Origin of the sequence: Pseudomonas sp. NFACC32-1 (assembly GCF_900101215.1) — a bacterium.
Taxonomy (GTDB): Bacteria; Pseudomonadota; Gammaproteobacteria; order Pseudomonadales; family Pseudomonadaceae; genus Aquipseudomonas.
In genome coordinates this window covers 726,380-747,687 of sequence record NZ_FMUL01000001.1, presented here as the reverse complement: position 1 = coordinate 747,687, position 21,308 = coordinate 726,380, and the positions used below count along the sequence as shown (strand labels likewise).

The following is a 21,308-nucleotide window of genomic DNA, read 5'->3' as shown; positions in this document are numbered from 1 at the left end:
CGAGCGTCCTTCAAAGGTTGGCCAAATGACCCATTCCGATGATCTTCTACAGAAACTGACCAGCAGCTCCTTGAAGATGAACAAAGGGCTGATCGTGCTGGGCGGTCTGGCGTCGCTATTGATCGGTCTCAGTGCCTGGGGCTTGAACCGAATGATCGAGGAGCAGCGCGACACCGTTCGGTTTCACTTCGCCAGGCTGATGGAAAACATCGGCGAACAGGACGCCTTCCTCGATGCGATTGCCCGGCAAAGCGCCAAAGGCCTGCCGCTGGATACCGGGCAGTTCCGGATGTTTGTCGAAGAGCCGTTGCCGGATGAAGGCGATGGCATCTACAAAGGCCAGGAACTGTCTTTCTCCCTGCCCTTCAGCGTGAAGATCAACCCGGCCACCATCGAGCCGGGGGAACGCCACCGGGTCTTCGGCCTGGGTGCCCATTTGGCCAGCTACTACAGCGCCTTCTGGTCGGCGTCGTATTACCAGTCGCCGCAGGTGTTCCTGTTCAACATGCCGGACAACTTCGATATCGCCGTGCCCGCTGCCGGCCGCCTGCGCGGCGTCGGCCAGATCCAGGGCGGCACCTACCAGCAGGTCATGAACCAGATATTGCAACGGCTGCATGAGGACAACCCTCGGCCTGCGGACAGTCGCGTGCACTGGGTGCGCTACAGCGCCGAAACGGACAACAGCGCCCCGCCGACCGTCCTGGCCTACATCAACATCGACATGCCGGCCACCCAGCTGGGTATCCGGGGTGCCAGCCCCTGGGTGGTGGTGGCTTCGCTGCTGAACCTGAACCAGCTCAACGAGATCGAGCGCATCATGGAGTGGTCGATCTACGATCGCTTCAGCCTGGTAGCCCCCAACGGTGCCCTGCTGGTAGGCGCCGAAAAGCCTGGGCAAGACCTCAAGGACGGGCTCAACTTTCGTCTCGATGGCCTGGTGTTCAAGATTTCCAGCGACGGGCAACAGCCCTGGACAGCCGTCTATGTGGTCGGCTTCAAGAGCTTCATCGACTATGCCTGGTGGCCCTTGCTGGGCATGTTGACGCTGATGCTCGCGAGCATCGGCGGTGGCTGGGCTTTCAACCGGTGGTACAAGACTCGCGTGGTCTTGCCCGCCCATGAGGCCCACCAGAGCATCGCCGAAAGCGAGGCCTTCAGTCGCGCGATCATCGACAGCGCTCCCACCGGCCTGTGCGTGATACGTCGCAGCGATCACAAGATCCTCCTGCAGAACCAGCGTCTTCAACAATGGCAGCCAAGTGACAAACTGATCGCCGCACTCGAGCAGAGGCAACTGCTCACCCGTGCGGGCCAGACGGAGCTGCAGATCGACGGTCGCCATCTGCAGGTGGGTTTCGTCGGGGCTCGCTATCACGGGCAGGAGGTCTGGATCTGCGCATTCAACGACGTGACCCGCCACATCGAGGATGCCGCGGCGCTGGAACAGGCACTGCACGCCGCCGATTCCGCCAATGCGGCAAAAACCCGTTTCCTGGCGACCATGAGCCATGAGATTCGCACGCCTTTATACGGCGTACTGGGCACGCTGGAACTCCTGGGCCTGACTGAGCTGGCCCCCCGCCAGCAGGAATACCTGCGCACGATCCAGCGCTCGTCGGCCACCTTGTTCCAACTGATCAGCGACGTACTGGATGTATCGAAGATCGAAGCCGGGCAGATGACCATCGAGGCCCAGGACTTCTGCCCGCTGGAACTGACCGAAGAGACCCTGCGGGCCTACAGCGCTTTCGCCCAGGCCAAGGGCTTGCAGCTTTACGCCTGTATCGACCCCGCCGTTCCCGACCAGGTGCGGGGCGATCCGCTGCGGATCCGCCAGATCCTCAACAACCTGGTGAGCAACGCGATCAAGTTCACCGACAACGGACGCGTCGTACTGAGGTTGCGAGTCCTGGACAAGAATGCCGACGTCGCCAGCCTGCTGTGGCAGGTCAGCGACTCCGGCATCGGCATCTCCCAAGCGCAACAGGCCCAGCTGTTCGACCCTTTCTACCAGGTTCGCGATGCGTCCAGCGAAGCGGGCGCCGGCCTGGGCCTGGCGATCTGCCGGTGGTTATGCGAACTGATGGCCGGCGAGCTGAAAGTGGTGAGCGAACCCGGGCTCGGCAGCAGTTTTTCATTGCAACTCAAGCTTGCCTGCGGCCAAGGCCATCTGGGCGACTGCCCGCAATTCGATCCGCACACCCCGCCCGTCTATGTACAGGCACCCACGCCTGAACTGGCGCAGCATGTCTGCAACTGGCTCGAACGACTAGGCCAGGAAACCCGTATCGTCAACCCGGAACAGCCGCCGTGCGCATCATCGCTGTTGCTCGATGTACTGCCCTCGTCCCAGGAGTCCTCCTGGACTGGCCCGCGGATAATCGCCAGGGCCGCCGGTCCTAACCCGCCGGAGTACACCCGCGCCGGTTGGACCGTGGATGCGTACGACATCCGGGCGATGGCATGGGCAATACGTTTCGCCCAGCAGGGCACCGACTCGCGGACATTCCCATCGACCATGGAGCCGCCACGACACCTGGACCTGAACATCCTGGTGGCCGAGGACAACCCGATCAACCGGGCGATCATCAAGGAGCAACTGCAGGCGCTGGGCTGCTCGGTAGTCGCCACGGCGAATGGCGAGCAGGCCCTGCATCAATGGTTGCCCGGCTCATTCGACCTGGTGCTGACCGATGTGAACATGCCGGTAATGAACGGCTATGAACTGGCCCAGGCACTGCGCAGGAACGAGCCGGACCTGCCGATCATCGGGGTGACCGCCAATGCCCTGCGCGACGAGGGAGAGCGCTGCGCTGCGGTCGGCATGAATGCCTGGCTGGTAAAGCCGCTCAACCTGCACATGCTGCGAACACAGCTGTTGAAACACTGCAAGCTCGCCGAGCCGCTCCCCTTCAGCCCGGCACCGCCTGCGGCCGACACGGTGCACAATGCCGACCGGCCACAGCTGTCGCCGAAAATGCGGGACCTGTTCCTCAGCACGATGCAGCAGGATATCGACACGCTCAATGCCACGCTCCAAGGCAACGACACCGCCGCGGTAGCCCGGCAACTGCACAGCATGGCCGGGGCATTGGGCGCCGTGCAGGCGGCCGACCTGGCGCAAACCTGCATCGACCTGGAGAACCGGTTGGAGGGCCGGCACATGACACCTGACCTGGCCAGCGACATCGAGGCTATGCTTGGGCGATTGAGAGCGATGCTCGACGCACTGGCATGACGGTATGACTCAATAACGTATTAGGGATAGCCAACATGGCCACACTCAACGTCGTGATCGCGGATGATCACCCCATCGTATTGCTGGGCGTGCGTGAGCTGATAGAACGCGACGACCGCTTCCGGATCGTCGGTGAGGCGGTCTGTTCGAATGGACTGATAGAGCTTCTCAAACACCAGCCGGTCGACCTGGTGATCACGGACTTCAACATGCCGGCCGACTCACCCTACGGTGACGGACTCAAACTGGTGGAGTACCTGCGACGGCACTTCCCGGAGGTGAAAATCCTCCTGCTGACGATGATCTCCAACCCGCTGATCCTGACACGGCTCCATGAACTGGGCGTGGTCGGTGTCATCCAGAAGAACCAGTTGCAGGACGACATCCAGCTTGCGCTCACGGCCATCGCCCAGGGACGCCCTTTCAAGAGTGCAAGGCCCCTGGCCCATAGCGTGAGGGAGCAGAACGTCGCGCTGGATGAACGGCTGTCGAGGCTATCGCCCAAGGAGTTCGAGATTCTGCGCCTGTTCGTCTCGGGGCTGAGCGTCACTGCCATCGCAAAAAGCCAGTCCAGGAGCGCGAAGACCGTCAGCACCCAGAAAATCGCCGCCATGCGTAAACTTGAAGTTTCCAGCGACCAGGATCTGCTGACGTATTGCCTGGAGAACAATATCTTCAGTTGAACAACTCTCTTCGCGCCTACTTGTCATTTCTATAACTTTCAACTTTCGCGCGCCCTCCTCCAACATTCATACATTGACGGTCTGTGCATGAGGCGCAGGCCCGTTCATCGCTCTAAACGCTCCGCCCACAACTAGCCCATTGACATCAATCAGAATTGTCTGATGGCCCGTGCCCCGGCAAAAAACTAAATTGGCCCGGCGTTTAGAACGCAACTTATCTCCGACATATGGATATTTAAATGAAGAACATATCGCTGACACTGCTGACACTTTCAATGCTCGCCGCCGCGGGTCAATCGTTTGCAGCTGATCCGGTAACGCCCACCCTGGCCGGCAGTGGCACTATCAATTTCAGCGGCATCATCAACAACGACGCCTGCTCCATCGAAAGTGCCGGCCTGAATAAAACCATCTCGGTGCCCATGGGTGAAGTGTCCATCAAGGACATGGGCACAGCAGCAGCACCCATCGGCAGCGGCAAGCTGAGCGCGGAAAACTTCGACATGAAGATCAACTGCAACGCCGGCACCAAGGTTGCGATGATTTTCGAACCGACCAAAGGCGCGGGCTCGGGCATCGTGACCGGCACCAAGGTCCTCAAGCTGACTGACGGTGTAGGCGCAGCCAAGAACATCGGTATCGCCCTGCTGAACGCCAATGGCGACCAGATCGACCTGAGCTCCCCAACTGCCGCCAGAATCGAAAACACCCTGCAGGACGGCAGCGCGACCCTGAAGTTCTCCGCTGCCTACGTCACTACTGCCGATCCGAAGACCGCCGTGGCCGGTCGCGGCGACGCCACCCTGCCGTTCACCCTGCAATACGAGTAAGGGCCGGACGGGGCTGATACTGCGCGGGACTTCAGGGTCCCGCCTTTTCTCAATTTCAGGCATCCAGTCATGTTCAACCGACACTTCCTATCGTTGTGCGTGGGTTTGCACTGCGCACTGCTCGCAGCACAGGCAAGCGCCGGCATCTCGCTGAGCGCGACCCGCCTGGTGTTCGACGCCGAGCACAAAGAGGTCAGCATCAAGGTACGTAACAATGGTGACGACCTGCTGATTCAATCCTGGATCGACGGCGAGACCGAGAAAGCGCCAGTCCCTTTTGCCGTGACACCGCCGCTGGCAAGGATCATGGCCAAGGAACAGCAACTGCTGCGGATTATCTATGAGGGCACCGGCATGCCAACCGACAAGGAATCGGTGGTATGGCTCAATGTCCAGGAAATCCCCCAGGCCGCCAAGACGCCGAACACGTTGCAACTGGCGGTACGCCAGCGCATCAAGGTGTTCTTCCGCCCTGTCGGCCTTGCGCCAGAAGCGTATCTGGCGCCTGAACAACTGTCGTGGCGACTGGGCGAGCAGCAAGGTCATGCGACATTGACGATAAGCAACCCGAGTCTCTATCACGTTTCATTGTCGGAAGTGGCCGTTCGTTCAGGCTCCAGCACTGAACACCCGGTGGACTCCATGATGATTGCGCCCGGCGAGACCAAAACGCTCCCTCTTAAACAGGCCACACATTCGAACTATTCGAGCGTCAACTTTTCAAGCATCAACGATTACGGTGCGCAAGTTCGCTATGCAGCGACTTTCACCGGTGCATCGGCCGTCAATGGAAAAGCAGTGCAATAACGATCGCCGTACTCACAGCAGTTCCCGACGCTCTCCGATTTCAATAACGAACCTTAACTTCTGTCGTCCGTAGCGATATAGGGCTGGGCATGTCTTTATTCCCACGCAGCAACTCCAACTCCCCGACAAAAACGACGTCGTCCATTAACTTTGGTCTTAACGCGTTATACCTGGCGATGTTGGCAGGCCTGACCCAGCTCGCAGAAGCTGGCGACCCGGCAGTTCAAGAACCCCTTCAAGTCAGCCAGTTCAATACCTCATTCCTGCAAGGCGCAGCGTCCTCCGTGGACCTGGATCTGCTGCTCTCGGCCAACAGCGTTTTGCCAGGAAATTATCGGGTGGACGTCTACAGCAACGACGTGCTGGTCGGCCGTCGCGATATCGATTTTCGGCGCGTTGAGAAAAGCGCAAAAGTGGAAGCCTGCCTGACCCTGGAAACCTTGCAGCAACTGGGGATCAACCTGAGCCGGCCCGAAGTGGCGGACCGCCTCAAAAACGCTGCGCCGGACGCCTGCCATGACCTGCCGGCCTTGATCGACCAGGCGACCGTCAACTACGACCCCAGTCGCCTGCGACTGTCGATCAGCATTCCGCAGATCGCCATGCAACGAGGCATGCGTGGTTATGTCGACCCCGCGCTGTGGGACGCGGGAGTGCCCGTTGGGTTCATCAACTATCAGTTGAGCAGCAATCGCAACAGCACCGACAGCGCCACGACGATTTCCAACAACCTGGGTCTGCGCAACGGCATCAACCTCGGCGGCTGGAGGCTGCGCAACGAATCCAACTTCAACAGCCAGACCGGCCGGCCGAATACGTTCACCAGCAACCGTAGCTATGTGCAACATGACGTCACGGCCCTGAAGGGACAGTTCAGCGCGGGGGACATTTTTTCCGACTCGCAGTTGTTCGACAGCGTCCGCTACCGCGGGCTGATGCTGAGCTCCGACGAGGGCATGCGCGCCGACAGCGAACGTGGCTACGCACCGGTCATCAGAGGCGTTGCGCAAAGCAACGCCACCGTGGAGATTCGCCAGAACGATTACATCCTGTACAGCACCAACGTGCCGCCTGGTCCTTTCGAGATCAGCGATATCTACCCCAGCGGCTCCAACGGTGATCTCCAGGTGACGATCATCGAAGCGGACGGCCGCCGACGTGAAACCATCCAGGCCTTCTCCAGCCTGCCGATCATGGTGCGCCAGGGGCAGGTCAACTACAGCGTCTCGGCGGGCCAGTACAAGAGCAACACCGAAGGCCTGGCATCGCCGCAGATGCTCAGCAGTACCTTGGCCTACGGCCTGAGCAGCAACACGACCGGCATCGTCGGCGTACAGGCAACCGATAATTTCAGGGCCTTGTCCATGGGCCTGGGTCGCAATACGCCCTGGGGGGCCGTGTCGTTCGACCTGACCCATTCGTCCAGCCAGTCCCACGGCCAGACCACACAAGGCAACAGCCTGCGGATGCTGTACGCCAAGACTTTCAGTGGCACCAACACCAACTTCACCCTCGCTGCCTACCGTTACTCGACCGAGGGTTACCGCACGCTGACCGAACATATCGAGGATCAGAGCTACGCCGAACAGCGTCGCGGCAACTCCAAGACCCGCACGGACCTGACCGTGAGCCAGAGCCTGGGCCGCAACCAGCAGTTCGGAAGCCTTTACCTGAACGCTACCGACCAGCGTTACTGGGGACGAGGCGGATCCCAGAGTGTGTCCGCCGGCTACAGCAACAACTGGGGTGACCTGACCTACAACCTCGGCGTGATCCACACCCAGGACGTGGGAAGTTTCGGCCCCTCGAACAACGACACACAGATGAACCTGTCGCTGTCGTTTCCCCTCGGTTCCAAACCACGGGCACCCCGGGCGTATTTCTCGACCACCAGCCAGAAATCCGGCGACAGCACTCAACTGGGGGTGAACGGCTACCTATCGGAAAACAGCGACACCTATTATTCCGTACAGGCAGGCAACAGCAGCACCAGCGGCAATTCGGGATCGGCGAGCATCAGTACCCGACAGCCCTTCGTGGACATCAATGCGGGCTACAGCCAGGGGCGCGGCTACACCTCGCAGAACCTGAACCTCGCCGGCTCGGTGGTAGCCCACGCGGGAGGGATCAACCTCGGGCAGACCCTGGGTGAAACCTTTGCACTGGCCGAGGTGCCAGACGTACCCGGCGGCGTCAAGATCAGCAGTTTCAGCGGAACCAAAACCGGCCGCAACGGCTTTGCGGTCATCCCCAACACCCAACCCTACCGGGTGAACTGGATCAGCCTCGACACTCGTGATCTGGGCGCCGATGTCGAGATCGAGAATGCCACCCAACAAGTCGTGCCTCGACGCGGCGCCGCCGTACTGGTGCGCTACGCCTCGCAAACCGGTCGGCGGGTCCAGTTCGAACTGTTCGATGCCATGCACAAGCATCTGCCGTTCGGCACGGTGCTGGAAGACTCAAGCGGCAAGCAGATCGCGATGGCCGATCCTTCCGGCAAGGCCCTGGCCCTGGTGCAGGACCCGAGCGCCACGCTCACCATCAAATGGGCGGACAAGCAATGCCAGGCGAGTTACTCCCTGCCCGAGCGCGACAAGGCTCTGAACTACGAGCGGGTCAGGCTCGAATGCAGGCCCTGACGGTGCGCCTCATGGCGCCGTCAGCGTCACCAGCCAGGTGCCATCGAGCACGGGCTTTCCGGCCGCGTCCACCAGGGCGTAGCGCTGATTGTAATAAGGCTCGTCCGTGCCGCTGTCCGCGATCAGGCGTGCCGAGACGCCGGGTGTCTGGTTGCCCTGGCCGCCCATGTGTGTGACATCGAGAGTAGCGCCGCGGGCCGCACGCGGGCATTCGACGAGTTCGATCGCGACGCCGGGGTTCATGTCCGTTCGGCACCCTGGCTCGACGATGCTCCCGGTAAAACGGATAACGCCTTCGGTCAACGCCGGTTCGGCCTGACACGCCCCGTTCAGGGCCACCCACAGCGACACGCCCATCACTACCTCTTTAACGCCCATAGCGACTGCTCCTTGGCTTGAGTCATCAAGGTCTATGTCGTCAGCGGCAGAGGGATCTTGAGTGTTGTGAAAGAGCTCGGGACCACCGTCCAAGCGATTCCGGCCCCAGCGCAGGCGTGTCCACCCGATCGGTTCGGTGCTGCGGACGTGGCGTATAGGAATCTTCCGATTCCAAAAGCCGACCACAGATCTTATCGTCGAATTCCAATATCCCTGTCCCAGCCTCCGTCAACCTTCCGACTTCAAATCGATCCCCGCGCAGCGTCGCACCCACCCAGAGCAGGTCTTGAATGACACCAGGAAAAATCATAGTACCCATCGTTTTCCTCGCCTTGACGGGCCAGGGAGCAGAGGCAGCCTGTTCCTTTGTGAAAGGACACGGCCTGACCACCATGCAATTCGATTTTCCGCCGACGATATCGGTGCCCCGGGATGCCCCAAATGGAACGGTCCTTTATGAAACGCCGACAAAAACCTTGCAAGGCGTAAACAGTTCCTACACGTGCCCCTCGGGGTATACCTATGGCATCAAAAACAGCCTTGGGACGACGACACCCGGCAACAACATATTCCCGATAGGCAATACAGGCATCGCCTGGCAGTGGATACGCGTCGAAATCAACAACACCGCGGCACGCGGCTACCCCAACATTGATAACGGCCCCTCCGGCACCTGGGGGTGGAATGGCTCCCAGCACGCGCTACGCCTGATAAAGATCGCCGACACCCAGGGCGAGCTGCTGAAGCTTCCTTCGGGAATATATGGCTATTACTACTTCGACAGCATCACGCCCCTGGCGATGAGCGTGACCAGCAGCACCTCCATCGTTGCCCAATCCTGCGACACGCCAGACGTGACCGTGGACATGGGCAAACACAAGCTCAGTTCATTTGCGGAATATGGTTCGCAATCCGCCCCGGTCAGTTTCAATATAAGGGTCAACAACTGCCCCAAGGGCATCAACAAGATTACCTACACACTCGCCCCGACCCCGAACAGTCCCGCATGGAATGCCAGCCTGGGTATCGTCAACCTCAACAATACGTCCACCGCCAAGGGCCTGGGACTGCAACTGCTTGGCAACGACCAGCAACCATTGGAACTCAACAAAAGCTATGTCCTTGGCGAGTCCCCCGCCGCGGGCGGAACCTTCAGCATCCCCCTGACAGCGCGGTATTTGCGCGTCCTGCCCTCGGGAAGCAGCGGGATACTCGATCCTGGCCTGAGCGCAGGAACCGCGAATGCAGACGTCTGGTTCATCATGAATTACCTGTGACGGACGCCCGCTTTCGATGAGATGCCTGAGCCCCGCTCATCCGTGGCCAGCTGGATTGCCTGCCATGCCAGTTGTCCAAAAACCCTGGCGCATCAATGGTACTGGGCTAGAGTCAACGCTTTGCGATGCTCTAAAGGACTGGAAACATGGCCACCACCTACAGCGCCCCTGGGACGATGATCGTCGATATCGCGGGACATGCGGATAATGCCCAGGACGTGGTGATACAGCCCGATGGCTCGATTCTGATCGCCGGCTTCAGCCAGTACAGCGACGACCTGGACGAGGGCATGGACTTTTCGCTCACCCGCCTTCTTGCCGACGGCAGTCTGGACAAGGACTACGGCAACGCCGGCCGACAGGTGATCCACAAGCAGATCCCTCTCGAAAAGACATACACGCTTCAGGTCCAGGCCGACGGTGCGGTGGTGACTGCCCACGAAGGGCATGACGATACCGCCATCGTCCAGCGCTGGGGGCCGGACGGCAAAGCCGACCTCACCTTCAACAGCAATGCCGCGGCCAGCCTGCCCAGCGGGTTTGGTTCAGCCCCCCTGGTACAGGCCAAGGCCGACGGGGGCGTGCTGGTCAGTGCGCTGGAAGGTCACACTCTGAAAGTGGCCCAGCTGAATGCCGACGGCACCCGGGACATGGCGTTTGGCACGCAAGGCACCTTGACGCTGCAAGCCGACGGCACGTTCGAGTTCATGCAAGGCCTGACCCCGATGGCAGATGGAGGCCTGCTGGTCCAGGGCGCGCCCGGCTTCCAGAACAGCTTGCTCAAGTACACGGCCGATGGGGAATTGGATACCGACTTTGGCGAGGGCGGCATCGCGTCGCTGTCCTTTCTCGGCAGCTACCGTGGCGACGTGGCCATACAGGACGACGGCAAGATCCTGGTGGCCAGCACCAGCACCTTCAAGGATTTTGCCGTGACCCGGCTCAACGCCGATGGCAGCCTGGACCTCAGTTTCGGCAACCAGGGGACGGTCAGCGTCGACCTGCCCGGCGACTCGGCCCTGGCCAGCGAAATCACTTTGCTGGACGATGGCAGGATCCTGCTGGCCGGACACGCCTACGCCAACCATGGCAGTGACTTTGCTGCGGTTCGCCTGAATGCCGATGGCAGCCTTGACACGACGTTCGGCAGCACGGATGGCACCGCCAGACTGGTGGGCTCCTCTGGCGAGGATAAGCTGCAAGGCCTGGAAACCGATGAGATCCTGCGTGGCCTGGCGGGAGACGATCTGCTGCAGGGCAATCTCGGCCGTGACCTGCTTTCCGGTGGCGCGGGAAACGACGTATTGCGCTATGCCAGCGTGGCCGACAGCTTCCGCTGCGCCGACAGTAGCGGCAGCGATCGCCTGCTCGACTTCAATCCCGACGAAGACCGTATCGATCTCAGTGCCCTGGGCTTCACCGGCATCGGCAATGGATACGACGGGACGCTGGCGATCCGAAACAATGCCGACGACACACGCACTTACCTGAAGAGCTTCGAGGCCAATGGCGACGGACAACGTTTCGAACTGGTGATCGACGGCAACGTTTCCTCCCGGCTCAACGAGAGCAACCTGCTGTTCAGTGCGGCGGACAACAGCGCGCCGGCCAGCGCCGATACTGGCGCGAAGTCCGCTGAGGTGCCCCCGCCGGGGCATGTGGAACTGACGTTGATAGGCACAGGTCCGAACCTGCATACGGACGTGGTCTGATCGGGTCACGGGCCAACCTTAGCTGGCGCCACTGCTCGCCGGGCAAGGCGTGACACGGTTCGCCCTTCAGCCCCCACTCGCCCCTCTCGTGAGGCTTTGCGGTGCAATGGGTCGGCCAATCATGGGCTCATGTCCGGTTTCGTCCAGGTACGCCTTGGCGCGCCGCCCCTGTCTCGCGGCCCCTCAGGCAGCCGTTAAGTGGCAAAATCCCCTATCAAGAACTTTCCGGAGACCCCAATGCTTCGTGTGTTTGAACGAAGACTCGACCCCTTCCCACCCGATGAAGCCCCACCGCCCCCGGTCGGTCTGGTCCGTTTCCTGTGGGCCTGCACCCGAGGCGCTCGCGGCTATATCCTCGCTTTTGCACTGCTCAGCGCCGGCGTATCGATTTATGAAGCCTGGCTGTTTTCCTTCCTGGGCCAGGTCGTGGACCTGCTCTCGACCTGGCAGGCTGGCGGCGAGGCGCAAGCACAGGAAAGCCGGGTGCTGTGGGGTATCGGCATGGTCTTGCTCGCCAGCATCGCACTGGTGGCGCTGCGCACGATGGTGCAGCACCAGGTATTGGCGATCAATCTGCCGTTGCGGCTGCGCTGGGACTTCCATCGCCTCATGCTGCGCCAGAGCCTTTCGTTCTTTTCCGATGAATTCTCCGGCCGGGTGACCACCAAGGTGATGCAGACGGCACTCGCCGTGCGCGAGGTCCTGTTCACCGTCATTGAAATCGCCCCCGGGATCGGCGTGTACTTCATCGCGATCATCGCACTGGCGGGCGGCTTCGCCCTGAAACTGATATTGCCGTTCATTGCCTGGATCGTATTGTTCGGCCTGGCCATGCTGTACTTCGTGCCGCGCCTGGGGCAAGTCGGCCAGGAACAGGCCCATGCGCGCTCGTCGATGACCGGGCGCATCTCGGACGCCTACACCAACATCACCACGGTGAAGCTGTTCTCTCACTCCAAGCGTGAGGCGCATTTCGCCCGCGCCGCCATGGAAGATTTCAAGCTCACCGGCTTTCGCCAGATGCGCCTGGTCAGCCAGTTCGAGATCGTCAACCAGGCCCTGGTGGTCGCGTTGATCCTTGGCGCCGGCGGCTATGCCTTGTGGTTGTGGCACCAGGGCGAAGTCGGCACCGGGGCCGTGGCGGCGATCACCGCCATGGCGCTGCGCATCAACGGTATGTCGCACTGGATCATGTGGCAGATGACCTCGCTGTTCGAGAGCATCGGCACCGTGCAGGATGGCATGGAGACACTGACCCGCGGCCCCAAGGTGGTGGATGCGCCCGATGCCGGCGTGCTGGTCCCCAAGGGCGGCGCGGTGACGTTCGATAATGTCAGCTTCAACTACAACGGTGAGCGCCAGGTGCTCGATGGTCTGAGCCTGCATATCCGCCCGGGCGAAAAGATCGGCCTGGTGGGCCGTTCCGGTGCCGGCAAGTCGACGCTGATCAATCTGCTGCTGCGGTTCTACGACGTCGACAGCGGAGAGATCCGCATCGATGGCCAGAACATCGCCAGGGTGACGCAAGACAGCCTGCGCAGCGCCATCGGCATGGTCACCCAGGATACCTCCCTGCTGCACCGCTCCATCCGCGACAACATCGCCTACGGTCGCCCGGAGGCCACCGATGAACAGATCCGTGCGGCGGCAGCCAACGCCCAGGCCGATGGGTTCATCCGTCAACTGAGCGACCGGCAAGGCCATAGCGGCTATGACACCCTGGTGGGTGAACGCGGCATCAAGCTGTCGGGGGGCCAGCGCCAACGTATCGCGATCGCCCGGGTGATGCTCAAGAACGCACCGATCCTGTTGCTTGACGAGGCCACCAGTGCCCTGGATTCGGAAGTCGAAGTCGCCATCCAGGAGAGCCTCGATGAAATGATGGAGGGCAAGACCGTCATCGCCATCGCCCATCGACTCTCGACGATCGCGGCCATGGACCGGCTGATCGTCATGGATGAGGGGCGCATCATCGAACAAGGCACCCATGCCGAACTGCTGGCGAAAAACGGCACTTACGCACGGCTGTGGCACCACCAGAGCGGTGGATTCCTGGGTGAGGACCAGGGCGTGGCCGAGGCGGTGGAGTAACCGCGCCTGTCGCGGGCCGATTGCATCGACAAGCCAGGCCCGTGAAGCGATGAACCGCAACTTTGCGGGGCAGGCAGCAAGAAACGGACAGGCCGGCTCGGCGGGTGCGCATGAACGACAACGAATGCGCCCGGGCCGGCACCCGCTCCTGTCACCGCAGCCGTGCCTTCCAAACCGGAGGCCTGCCAAGTAATCTGAAGTTCTCCGATCGAAGACGTTGGCCCGCTCATGGCTTGCCCGCCCGATGACACCACCCGCCGCACTCGCGATACCGTCCTGCGCTATCACCTGGCCTGGAAACATCGGGACCTGGAGGCGATCATGGCGCTGTACCATCCCGATGTGCAGTACAACGACTTCTTCCAGAACCGCACCATGGGCCTGGCGCAATTGCGCGTGTATGTGACAGGCACCCTGCCCCGGCAGCCGGATGAATACCTGGAGCACACCGATCGCATCCGGGCCGACGGCAGCACAGCCTTCATCCAGTACCAGACCGCACTGCAGGGCAGCGGCCAGCGGGTGGTTTTCCGCTCCAGCGAAGCCATCACCGTGCGGGACGGGCTGATCTGGCGGGTCAATGAATACGCCTCGCTGGTGCATGAACACCCGCAAGCCAATGCCAACCGGGCGCCGGCCATCAGCAAGCTGGGGTTGTCGGCCCGGCAGTTGACCTACATGGCCCGGGACCTGGACGAGTACTTCCAGCGCCAGCAACCCTTCCTCGATCCGGAGCTGGACCTGCAGACGGTGGCGGCAGCGACGGGTTACAGCCGCAACCAGATGTCATACCTGCTCAACCAGGTGCTGGGCCAGAGTTTCTACCGCTACGTGAACCAGGCCCGGGTGCAGTATCTGCTGCGCCGCCTGGCCGAAGAAGGTGAAGCGATGCCCATGGATGACCTCGCTGCCGATGCCGGCTTCAACTCCACCTCATCCTTCTACAAGACCTTCCGCGCCCATACCGGCTGTACTCCCAAAGCCTGGCTGAAGCTGCATTGCACGCGTACCCGCAGATAAGACAGCCGAAGAAGCCGTTGCCTAAACTCGTGCCTGAATCGGTAAGCGGGGTATGGCATGGGCGACTGGCGCGGTGTGAGTTTGTGGATGGAGCAACTCGAGGAGCCACTGGAGCCGAGGCCGGCATTGGCCGAAGATCTCCAGGCAGACGTGGCTATCATCGGCGCGGGCTACACCGGACTCTGGACCGCCTACTACCTCAAGCGCCAGGCTCCCCACCTGAATATCGTGATCGTCGAAGCCCAGATCGCGGGCTTCGGTGCCTCCGGCCGCAACGGAGGCTGGTTGATGGGGAACCTGCAGGGTGAGGACCGCCTGCTGGGCGCACTCTCGCCGACGGCCCGGGCAGAAGGTTTCGAGCTGCTGCACGGCATACCGGATGAAGTGGCGCAGGTCTGCCAACGGGAAGCGATCGACTGTGACCTGCGCAAGGGCGGCGTACTGTATTGCGCGGCCCGCTACCCCGAACAAGAACGCCGCCTGCGCGAACAACTGGATGGCTATCGGGCCCTGGGCCTGGATGACGCGGACTATCGCTGGCTGGACCGCGAGGAGCTGGATGCCCAACTGAAAGTGGCCTCTGCCTACGGCGGCCTGTATTCGCCCCACTGCGCCACCGTCCAGCCAGCCAAGCTGGTTCGTGGATTGGCGCGAGCCGTGGAAAAGCTCGGGGTGCGGCTTTTCGAACAAAGCCCGGTATCGAGCTGGAAGCCCGGAGAACTGTCGACCGCCCAGGGGAAGGTCCGCGCCGACTGGATAGTGCCGGCACTGGAAGGTTACTCCAGTGAACTTGCGCCCTTGGGCAAGCACCTTGTCGCTGCGCAAAGCCTGATCGTCGCCACCGAGCCGCTGTCGCCAGACCTTTGGGCGCGAATTGGCCTCAGCCATGGGCAGGCTTTCAGCGAGAACAGCCGCCAAGTGACCTATGGCCAGCGTACCCGGGACAACCGCCTGGTATTCGGTGCCCGCGGCGGCTACCGCTTCGGCGGCAGACTGCGTCAGGACTTCAACCTCAGCGGTGCCGAACGCGACCTGCGCCGGCAACTGTTCGGTGACCTGTTCCCGGAACTGCGCCAGGTACGACTGACCCATGCCTGGGGAGGCAACCTGGGAATCGCCCGGCGTTTTCAGCCCCACATGCTGGTGGACCGCCGCCAGCAAGTGGCGCTCTCGGGCGGCTATGGCGGCGAAGGGGTCGGCGCCAGCAATCTGGGCGGACGCACCCTGGCCGAGCTGATCCTCGGTCGTGAAAGTGTGCTCACCCGCCAGCCATGGGTCCTGGCCGAGCGCTCCATTGCCTCGCTGCCGCGATGGGAGCCCGAGCCTCTGCGCTGGCTTGGCTACAACGCGATCATTCGCAGTTTTGTGCTGGAAGACCGGCTACTGGCCAACCTTGAAACCCCACGGTGGCGGCGAAAAATGGCTGAAGGCCTGGCGTCCACCATGGAAAGCCTGATGCACAGTAAGGAGCCCTTCGCATGACCATCGAACACTTCCCAGACACCGCAGCACTGCCCTTGGGCCAGGCCCATCCGGTCGCAGTGCCGTTGGGTGAACCGGTGGCCCACGTATCCAGCAACGCAGTGGAACGCACCGACGGCGTCGAGGCCGGGGTGTGGGAATGCACACCCGGCCGTTGGCAACGGCAAATCGTGCAACAGGAGTTCTGCCACTTTATCCAGGGACGTTGCACCTTCACGCCGGATGAAGGCACGCCCATCGATATCCAGGCCGGCGACGCGTTGATGTTCCCCGCGAACACAACGGGCATCTGGGACGTACAAGAGACCGTTCGCAAAAGCTACGTACTGATTTTCTGACTGCCCCTTCCATAACGCTTAGAACAAAGGTTGAGGTATCTGTATGTTGAAAATGATCGCTCCATTGCTACTGGTCAGCGCCGCCGCACAAGCGGCGGATACCGTAAGGATCTACAACTGGAGCAGCTACATCGCCCCGGATACCTTGCAAGCGTTCACGGCCAGCACCGGACATCCCACTCAGTATGACCTGTACGACAGCAACGAAATGCTCGATGCCAAGTTGATGGCGGGGCACTCGGGCTACGACGTGGTGTTTCCGTCCAACCACTTCATGGCACACCAGATTACCGCGGGTGCGCTGAAGGTCCTGGATCGCAGCCGCTTGCCCAACTGGAACAATCTCAACCCGACACTGATGAAGGCCCTGGAAGCCAACGACCCCGGCAACCGCCACGGTTTTCCCTACCTATGGGGCAGTACCGGCATCGGTTATAACGTCGACAAAGTCAAAGCCGTACTTGGCGACACGCCCGTGGATTCCTGGGACCTGGTGTTCAAGCCGCAAAACATGAAAAAGCTGGCGCAGTGCGGGGTGGCGTTCCTGGATAACGGGCCGGAAATCCTGCCGATCGCCTTGAATTACCTCGGCCTGCCGCACCACAGCCAGCAGAAAGCCGACTACGCCAAGGCCCAGGCCTTGCTGATGAGCGTGCGGCCTTACATCAGCTACTTCCACAGTTCCAAGTACACCGGCGACCTGGCCAATGGCGATGTCTGCGTGGTGGTGGGCTTTTCCGGTGACGTGATGCAGGCCGCTTCGCGCGCAGAGGAAGCTGGAAACGGCCAGAAGATTGCCTACGTGATTCCCAGGGAAGGCTCGCCCATGTGGTTCGACATGGTCGCCATGCCCGCCGATGCGCCGAACGAAGCAGCCGGATACGCTTTCATGAATTACCTGCTGGACCCAAAAGTGATGGCCAACATCAGCAACCACGTGCACTACGCTAACGGTAACGCCGCAGCCGAGTCCCTGGTAACCCCGGCCATCAGGGAAAACCCGATGGTCTACCCGCCGCAAAGCGTGATGCAGAAACTCTTTGTACTCCAATCCGTACCGCTGCAGGTCGACCGCATGCGCACCCGCATCTGGAGCACGGTTAAAAACGGCGGTTAGTTCCGGGCCGGCAACCCAGTGACAACACTGCGACAGCGACAGGTCGGATGTTTCGGTCCGGCCTCCATTCGCGTACAGAGCCTAGTCCTGCGGAACATCGAGGGGGATATCGAGGGTGAACGTTGCGCCGTGTCCGGCCCCCTCGCTGTGCACGGTCAAGCGGCCGCCCATTTCCCGCGCGGCGAGGGCGCAGCTGTGCAGGCCGAAACCATGGCCGTCCGGGCGCGTCGTGAAGCCATGGGAGAAGATCCGCGGCAGGTGCTCCGGCGCAATCCCATTGCCGTTGTCGGATACCGTGATACGCAAGGTCGGTCCCTCGGTGAGGCAGGCACTGAAGGTGATGCACGGCTTGCGATCGAGCACGCCGCCCAACGCCTGCCTGGCATTGCTGATCAGGTTCACCAGGATCAGCAATACCCGGTGTCGGTCCAGGGACAGCAGGGGCAGGTCGGCAATCTCCTTGACCACCGCCACCTCCTGGCGCGACCGTGACCCGGCACTCATGCGCAAGGCGTCGTCGATCAGCTGCGAGACAGGCACTGTCTCGACGATACTGACAGCAACGGCATAGGACTGCTGGGCAGCGACAATGGTTTTGATATGGTCGATGCCCTTGGTGAGCTGCCCCAGCTCCTCGATGATGCCCTGCTGCTCCACTGTCACCACGTCCGCCAACCTGATCAGGTACTCGGGCAGCAACTTTCCCTTTTGGTCCCGGGTGAGGAAATCGCCCAGGTCATCGATGTGTTCGTTCATCATCTGGGCCACCCTGGCCAATCCCTGGGCCTTGGAGGCGCGCATCTGGCTGCTGACCAGTTCCGCCGAAACGTTCACGCTGTTGAGGACATTGCCGACGTTGTGCAGCACCGTCGTGGCGATCTCGGCCATGCCTGCCTGGCGAGACTTCGCATTCAGTTCGGTCTGCACCTGGCTCATGCGCAGCGCCGCACGGACGCGGGCCTTGAGCTCCAGGGGCGAGAAAGGCTTGGCGATATAGTCGTCGGCACCACTCTCCAGGCCGGAGACGCAGGCCTCGGCGCCGCCGCGGGCAGTCAGCAGGATCACAGGGATATGGGCGAATCCGGCGCTGGCCTTGATCCTGGCCGTCAGGCCAAAGCCGTCGAGCTCCGGCATCATCACGTCCGAGAGCACCACATCGATCGGTCGGCGCTGCAGTATCGCCCAGGCCTGTTCGCCATCGGCCGCGGTGACGATGAGGTAGTCATCGCGCAACAGTTCATGGAGGTAGCCAAGCATTTCCGGGCTGTCATCCACCACCAGTACCCTGGACTGCAAGGCGCCCTCCGGGAGTTGCTCATCATCTGCGCCTTGCGCTGAAGCCCGGGCGTCGCCACTGCCATGGCGACCGTCGTCGAAAAGCAGGTGGCGCTGCTCGGACGTGACCGGGGTGGTGGGCGACGGCAGCTCCTGCATGGCGCTGGCTTCGCTCGACACGCTGTCAGGCTCGGCCCCCCGCGCAAATCGGACAAAGAAGCAAGAACCCCGTCCTGGCTCACTGTCGACGCCCACCTCGCCTCCCATCAGCTCGGCGAGATCCTTGACCAGGGCGAGACCGATGCCTGTGCCGCTGTAATGCCGTGTGGCGGAATTATCGATCTGGGAAAAACGCTGGAACAGCAGTGGCAGCTTGTCCGGCGCAATGCCGATGCCCGAGTCATGCACCGCGAATTCGAATCGGTCGTCATCGAGAGCGCTTACCGCCAGATGCACGGTGCCGCCGGCGGGCGTGAACTTGATGGCATTGCTCACCAGATTGAGCAGGATTTTCTCCAGGTGTCGGGGGTCAAGGAACACCGTGCCGAGGGCAGGATCGATGTGACAGGTCAAGGTGCAGCCCTTGCCCTTGGCCACCATGGCGGCATCCTCGGCCAGCACCCCTACCATCCTGTTCAGGTCGATGGCCTCCGGACAACATTCGAACTTGCCCGCTTCGGCCTTGGAGAAATCGAGGATATCGTTCACTCGATTCATCAGGCGCAGCGCGTTGCGTTGGGCGCGCTCGATCTGCACACGCCAGTCCGCCGGCGGGCTGCTCGCCGCCGAGAGCTCTTCCAAGGGAGCTAGAATCAGGGTCAGAGGGGTGCGCAGTTCGTGGCTGACCGTGGCCACGAAATCGCTCTTCGCCTGGTTGGCCGTCTCGGCCTGGTTGCGCGCCTGAATCAGTTCGACGGCCTGGGCCTCCAGCAACTCGGTCTGCCGATGCAGGGTGTCGGTCCGCTCGGCGACCATTCTCTCCAGCGAGGCCTGGACCTGCTGTCGCTCGGCTTCGGCCTCGGCTTCCAGTACCCGAATGCGCAAGGCGTTCTCCTGGAATACCCGGACGGCGCGGGTCATGATCCCGATTTCATCGCCGCGTTCGGCGCTGGCGATCTCGGCATTCAGGTCACCGGCGGCCAGCCGGCGCATCACCGAGGCCAGGGCCACGATGGGCTGCGCGACGAACCGTGAGGTGCTCCAGGCGATGGCGCCGGCCAGCAGGATGGCGACGGTACCGGCGATGATTGTCGCAAGCATGCCGCGATCCTTGTGGACCTGGGCGTCCGACCGCGCCTGCCCGGCGAAGCGCGCAACCAGCAGGCCGGCGCTCCGTGCCTCGTTGCGAACCTGGTCGCGCGCATCGCTCAAGGCATTGCTCGCCTGGTGGAACCTGGCGAATGCCGCCCGGTAGCCGGCAATCTGGTCGCTGACCGTCAGCGGCGTCGCGTTGCCTTGCAGCCCCACGGAAGACGGGAGCACCCGCGAAAGACGGGAAAGTTCGTCCAGGATGAGGCCGACGGAACTGGCGACCTCGGCCGATGGCGACAGGCGAAACGACAAGGTCTGTGCCTCCAGGGTGGCAACACGCTCGGCGAAACGCTTGGATAACGCGGCTGCATTTTGCAGCAAGCCGGTGGCGGCCTGGATATCGCTGGCGTCGTGGGCAACCTGCTGGTCCGTTTCGCCCAGCATGGCTTCGAGGCGCCCGGTCGCCTCCCCGACGGCAGCGAGATGCCCCAAGGCCTCGCCTCCCCGGAGCCTGGGCGCATCGCCAAGCCGCTCGAGCGCCAGGCCGGCCGCGGCGACCGCCGCCGCCAGTTGCTCCAGTGCCTGTGCCTGCTGCGGCGTTCCCATCAGCTCACGCAATTGCTCGACCACCGGCGGGAGTGCGGCGCAGGCATTGCGCGCCGCCGTGGCGGCCGCCCCATCACCGGTCGCCAGCAGCCTGGCCACATTGGCGGTGATGATCCGTTCGCCGTTGCGCAGGATATCCAGGATGCGGTGCGAGTCTTCGATGTCGCTCACCCGTGCTGCGTGATCGGCGGCACGGGCCCCAAGGGTCTTCAGCCCGTCGGCGATACCCCGCTCGACGAGGATCGTCACCTCTCGCATCCGGCCGTAGTGGGCCGTCATGTTCTCCGTTTCGCCATCCATGGTCAGGGTGGCCGCCCGCAACGCCGCGATCGCCGTGGCGAGCCGCTCCAGACTGCCCTTGAGCGATTGCGCCTCAGCCACCGGAATGGCGCCGAGGGCGGCGATAGCCTTTGCCACCATGCCTTCGGCCTGGGACAGGCTTTCCTGGTCGCGAGTGGCGATGAAGTTTTCCACCCGCCCGGCGGCTCCGTTGACCGACGCCAGAATTTGCGCCGAATGGCTGGTCGAATCCACCGCCCGCACCATGCCTCGAAGGCC

Annotated in this window: 13 protein-coding genes and 3 pseudogenes; 12 read left to right on the top strand and 4 right to left on the bottom strand. The window is 62.1% G+C overall.

The features are described 5' to 3' along the window. Positions 1 to 25 precede the first annotated feature (25 nt). The 5 genes from BLP99_RS03275 (at position 26) to BLP99_RS03255 (ending at position 8,203) form a co-directional block, all read left to right on the top strand. A complete protein-coding gene (locus BLP99_RS03275) occupies positions 26 to 3,241 on the top strand; it encodes a hybrid sensor histidine kinase/response regulator (protein ID WP_092179697.1) in 3,216 nt (1,071 codons plus the stop codon). Between the two features lie 35 nt (positions 3,242 to 3,276). Further along, entirely contained in the window at positions 3,277 to 3,924 is a 648-nt protein-coding gene (locus BLP99_RS03270) for a response regulator (protein ID WP_053154013.1), read from the top strand. A 239-nt stretch (positions 3,925 to 4,163) separates the two neighbouring features. Beyond that, on the top strand, positions 4,164 to 4,754 hold the full coding sequence (locus BLP99_RS03265; RefSeq protein ID WP_053154017.1) for a fimbrial protein: 591 nt from the start codon (positions 4,164 to 4,166) through the stop codon (positions 4,752 to 4,754). A gap of 69 nt (positions 4,755 to 4,823) precedes the next feature. Further along, on the top strand, positions 4,824 to 5,561 hold the full coding sequence (locus tag BLP99_RS03260; protein ID WP_072458440.1) for a fimbrial biogenesis chaperone: 738 nt from the start codon (positions 4,824 to 4,826) through the stop codon (positions 5,559 to 5,561). Between the two features lie 176 nt (positions 5,562 to 5,737). Then, positions 5,738 to 8,203: a fimbria/pilus outer membrane usher protein gene (locus tag BLP99_RS03255; protein WP_082339815.1), complete on the top strand. Its 2,466-nt coding sequence runs from the start codon at positions 5,738 to 5,740 to the stop codon at positions 8,201 to 8,203. 9 nt (positions 8,204 to 8,212) lie between these two features. Here BLP99_RS03255 and BLP99_RS03250 read toward each other — a convergent pair whose 3' ends face one another. Further along, positions 8,213 to 8,581 carry a hypothetical protein gene (locus BLP99_RS03250; RefSeq protein ID WP_053154022.1) on the bottom strand — a complete coding sequence of 123 codons (369 nt, stop codon included), beginning with the start codon at positions 8,579 to 8,581 and terminating at the stop codon, positions 8,213 to 8,215. A gap of 290 nt (positions 8,582 to 8,871) precedes the next feature. On the opposite strand from BLP99_RS03250, the gene BLP99_RS03245 reads away from it, so the two are divergent. From BLP99_RS03245 to BLP99_RS03215, 7 genes are all read left to right on the top strand, one after another. Continuing rightward, the gene (locus BLP99_RS03245) at positions 8,872 to 9,858 is read left to right on the top strand and encodes a fimbrial protein (protein WP_083526331.1); all 987 of its coding nucleotides are present in this window, start codon (positions 8,872 to 8,874) and stop codon (positions 9,856 to 9,858) included. Between the two features lie 146 nt (positions 9,859 to 10,004). Further along, positions 10,005 to 11,570, top strand: a complete 1,566-nt coding sequence (locus BLP99_RS03240; protein ID WP_072394671.1) for a M10 family metallopeptidase C-terminal domain-containing protein — start codon at positions 10,005 to 10,007, stop codon at positions 11,568 to 11,570. Between the two features lie 237 nt (positions 11,571 to 11,807). Next, on the top strand, positions 11,808 to 13,661 hold the full coding sequence (locus BLP99_RS03235; protein WP_072430498.1) for an ABC transporter ATP-binding protein: 1,854 nt from the start codon (positions 11,808 to 11,810) through the stop codon (positions 13,659 to 13,661). Positions 13,662 to 13,889: 228 nt separating this feature from the next. Then, positions 13,890 to 14,681 carry an AraC family transcriptional regulator gene (locus BLP99_RS03230; protein WP_072394665.1) on the top strand — a complete coding sequence of 264 codons (792 nt, stop codon included), beginning with the start codon at positions 13,890 to 13,892 and terminating at the stop codon, positions 14,679 to 14,681. A gap of 57 nt (positions 14,682 to 14,738) precedes the next feature. Beyond that, complete coding sequence (locus BLP99_RS03225) at positions 14,739 to 16,163, top strand: NAD(P)/FAD-dependent oxidoreductase (protein WP_072394662.1); 1,425 nt, start codon at positions 14,739 to 14,741, stop codon at positions 16,161 to 16,163. Then, a complete protein-coding gene (locus BLP99_RS03220; RefSeq protein WP_092179695.1) occupies positions 16,160 to 16,501 on the top strand; it encodes a cupin domain-containing protein in 342 nt (113 codons plus the stop codon). Before BLP99_RS03225 ends, BLP99_RS03220 begins: the two co-directional genes overlap by 4 nt. Before the next feature lie 43 nt (positions 16,502 to 16,544). After that, positions 16,545 to 17,618, top strand: coding sequence for a polyamine ABC transporter substrate-binding protein (locus BLP99_RS03215; RefSeq protein ID WP_092179693.1), 1,074 nt, complete (start codon positions 16,545 to 16,547; stop codon positions 17,616 to 17,618). Positions 17,619 to 17,699: 81 nt separating this feature from the next. Here BLP99_RS03215 and BLP99_RS26760 read toward each other — a convergent pair. The 3 pseudogenes from BLP99_RS26760 to BLP99_RS26750 all read right to left on the bottom strand — a co-directional run. Next, a pseudogene (locus BLP99_RS26760) lies at positions 17,700 to 18,035 on the bottom strand (sensor histidine kinase); the annotation flags it as partial. A gap of 519 nt (positions 18,036 to 18,554) precedes the next feature. Next, a pseudogene (locus BLP99_RS26755) lies at positions 18,555 to 18,890 on the bottom strand (response regulator transcription factor); the annotation flags it as partial. A 219-nt stretch (positions 18,891 to 19,109) separates the two neighbouring features. Further along, positions 19,110 to 20,153, bottom strand: a pseudogene (locus BLP99_RS26750) (sensor histidine kinase); the annotation flags it as partial. Between the last annotated feature and the right edge of the window lie 1,155 nt (positions 20,154 to 21,308).

Coding starts and splice junctions, on each gene's coding strand:
- BLP99_RS03225 (WP_072394662.1), top strand. CDS start 14,739: ATGGGCGACTGGCGCGGTGTGAGTTTGTGGATGGAGCAACTCGAGGAG.
- BLP99_RS03245 (WP_083526331.1), top strand. CDS start 8,872: ATGACACCAGGAAAAATCATAGTACCCATCGTTTTCCTCGCCTTGACG.
- BLP99_RS03235 (WP_072430498.1), top strand. CDS start 11,808: ATGCTTCGTGTGTTTGAACGAAGACTCGACCCCTTCCCACCCGATGAA.
- BLP99_RS03215 (WP_092179693.1), top strand. CDS start 16,545: ATGTTGAAAATGATCGCTCCATTGCTACTGGTCAGCGCCGCCGCACAA.
- BLP99_RS03270 (WP_053154013.1), top strand. CDS start 3,277: ATGGCCACACTCAACGTCGTGATCGCGGATGATCACCCCATCGTATTG.
- BLP99_RS03240 (WP_072394671.1), top strand. CDS start 10,005: ATGGCCACCACCTACAGCGCCCCTGGGACGATGATCGTCGATATCGCG.
- BLP99_RS03260 (WP_072458440.1), top strand. CDS start 4,824: ATGTTCAACCGACACTTCCTATCGTTGTGCGTGGGTTTGCACTGCGCA.
- BLP99_RS03250 (WP_053154022.1), bottom strand. CDS start 8,581: ATGGGCGTTAAAGAGGTAGTGATGGGCGTGTCGCTGTGGGTGGCCCTG.
- BLP99_RS03230 (WP_072394665.1), top strand. CDS start 13,890: ATGGCTTGCCCGCCCGATGACACCACCCGCCGCACTCGCGATACCGTC.
- BLP99_RS03275 (WP_092179697.1), top strand. CDS start 26: ATGACCCATTCCGATGATCTTCTACAGAAACTGACCAGCAGCTCCTTG.
- BLP99_RS03220 (WP_092179695.1), top strand. CDS start 16,160: ATGACCATCGAACACTTCCCAGACACCGCAGCACTGCCCTTGGGCCAG.
- BLP99_RS03265 (WP_053154017.1), top strand. CDS start 4,164: ATGAAGAACATATCGCTGACACTGCTGACACTTTCAATGCTCGCCGCC.
- BLP99_RS03255 (WP_082339815.1), top strand. CDS start 5,738: ATGTTGGCAGGCCTGACCCAGCTCGCAGAAGCTGGCGACCCGGCAGTT.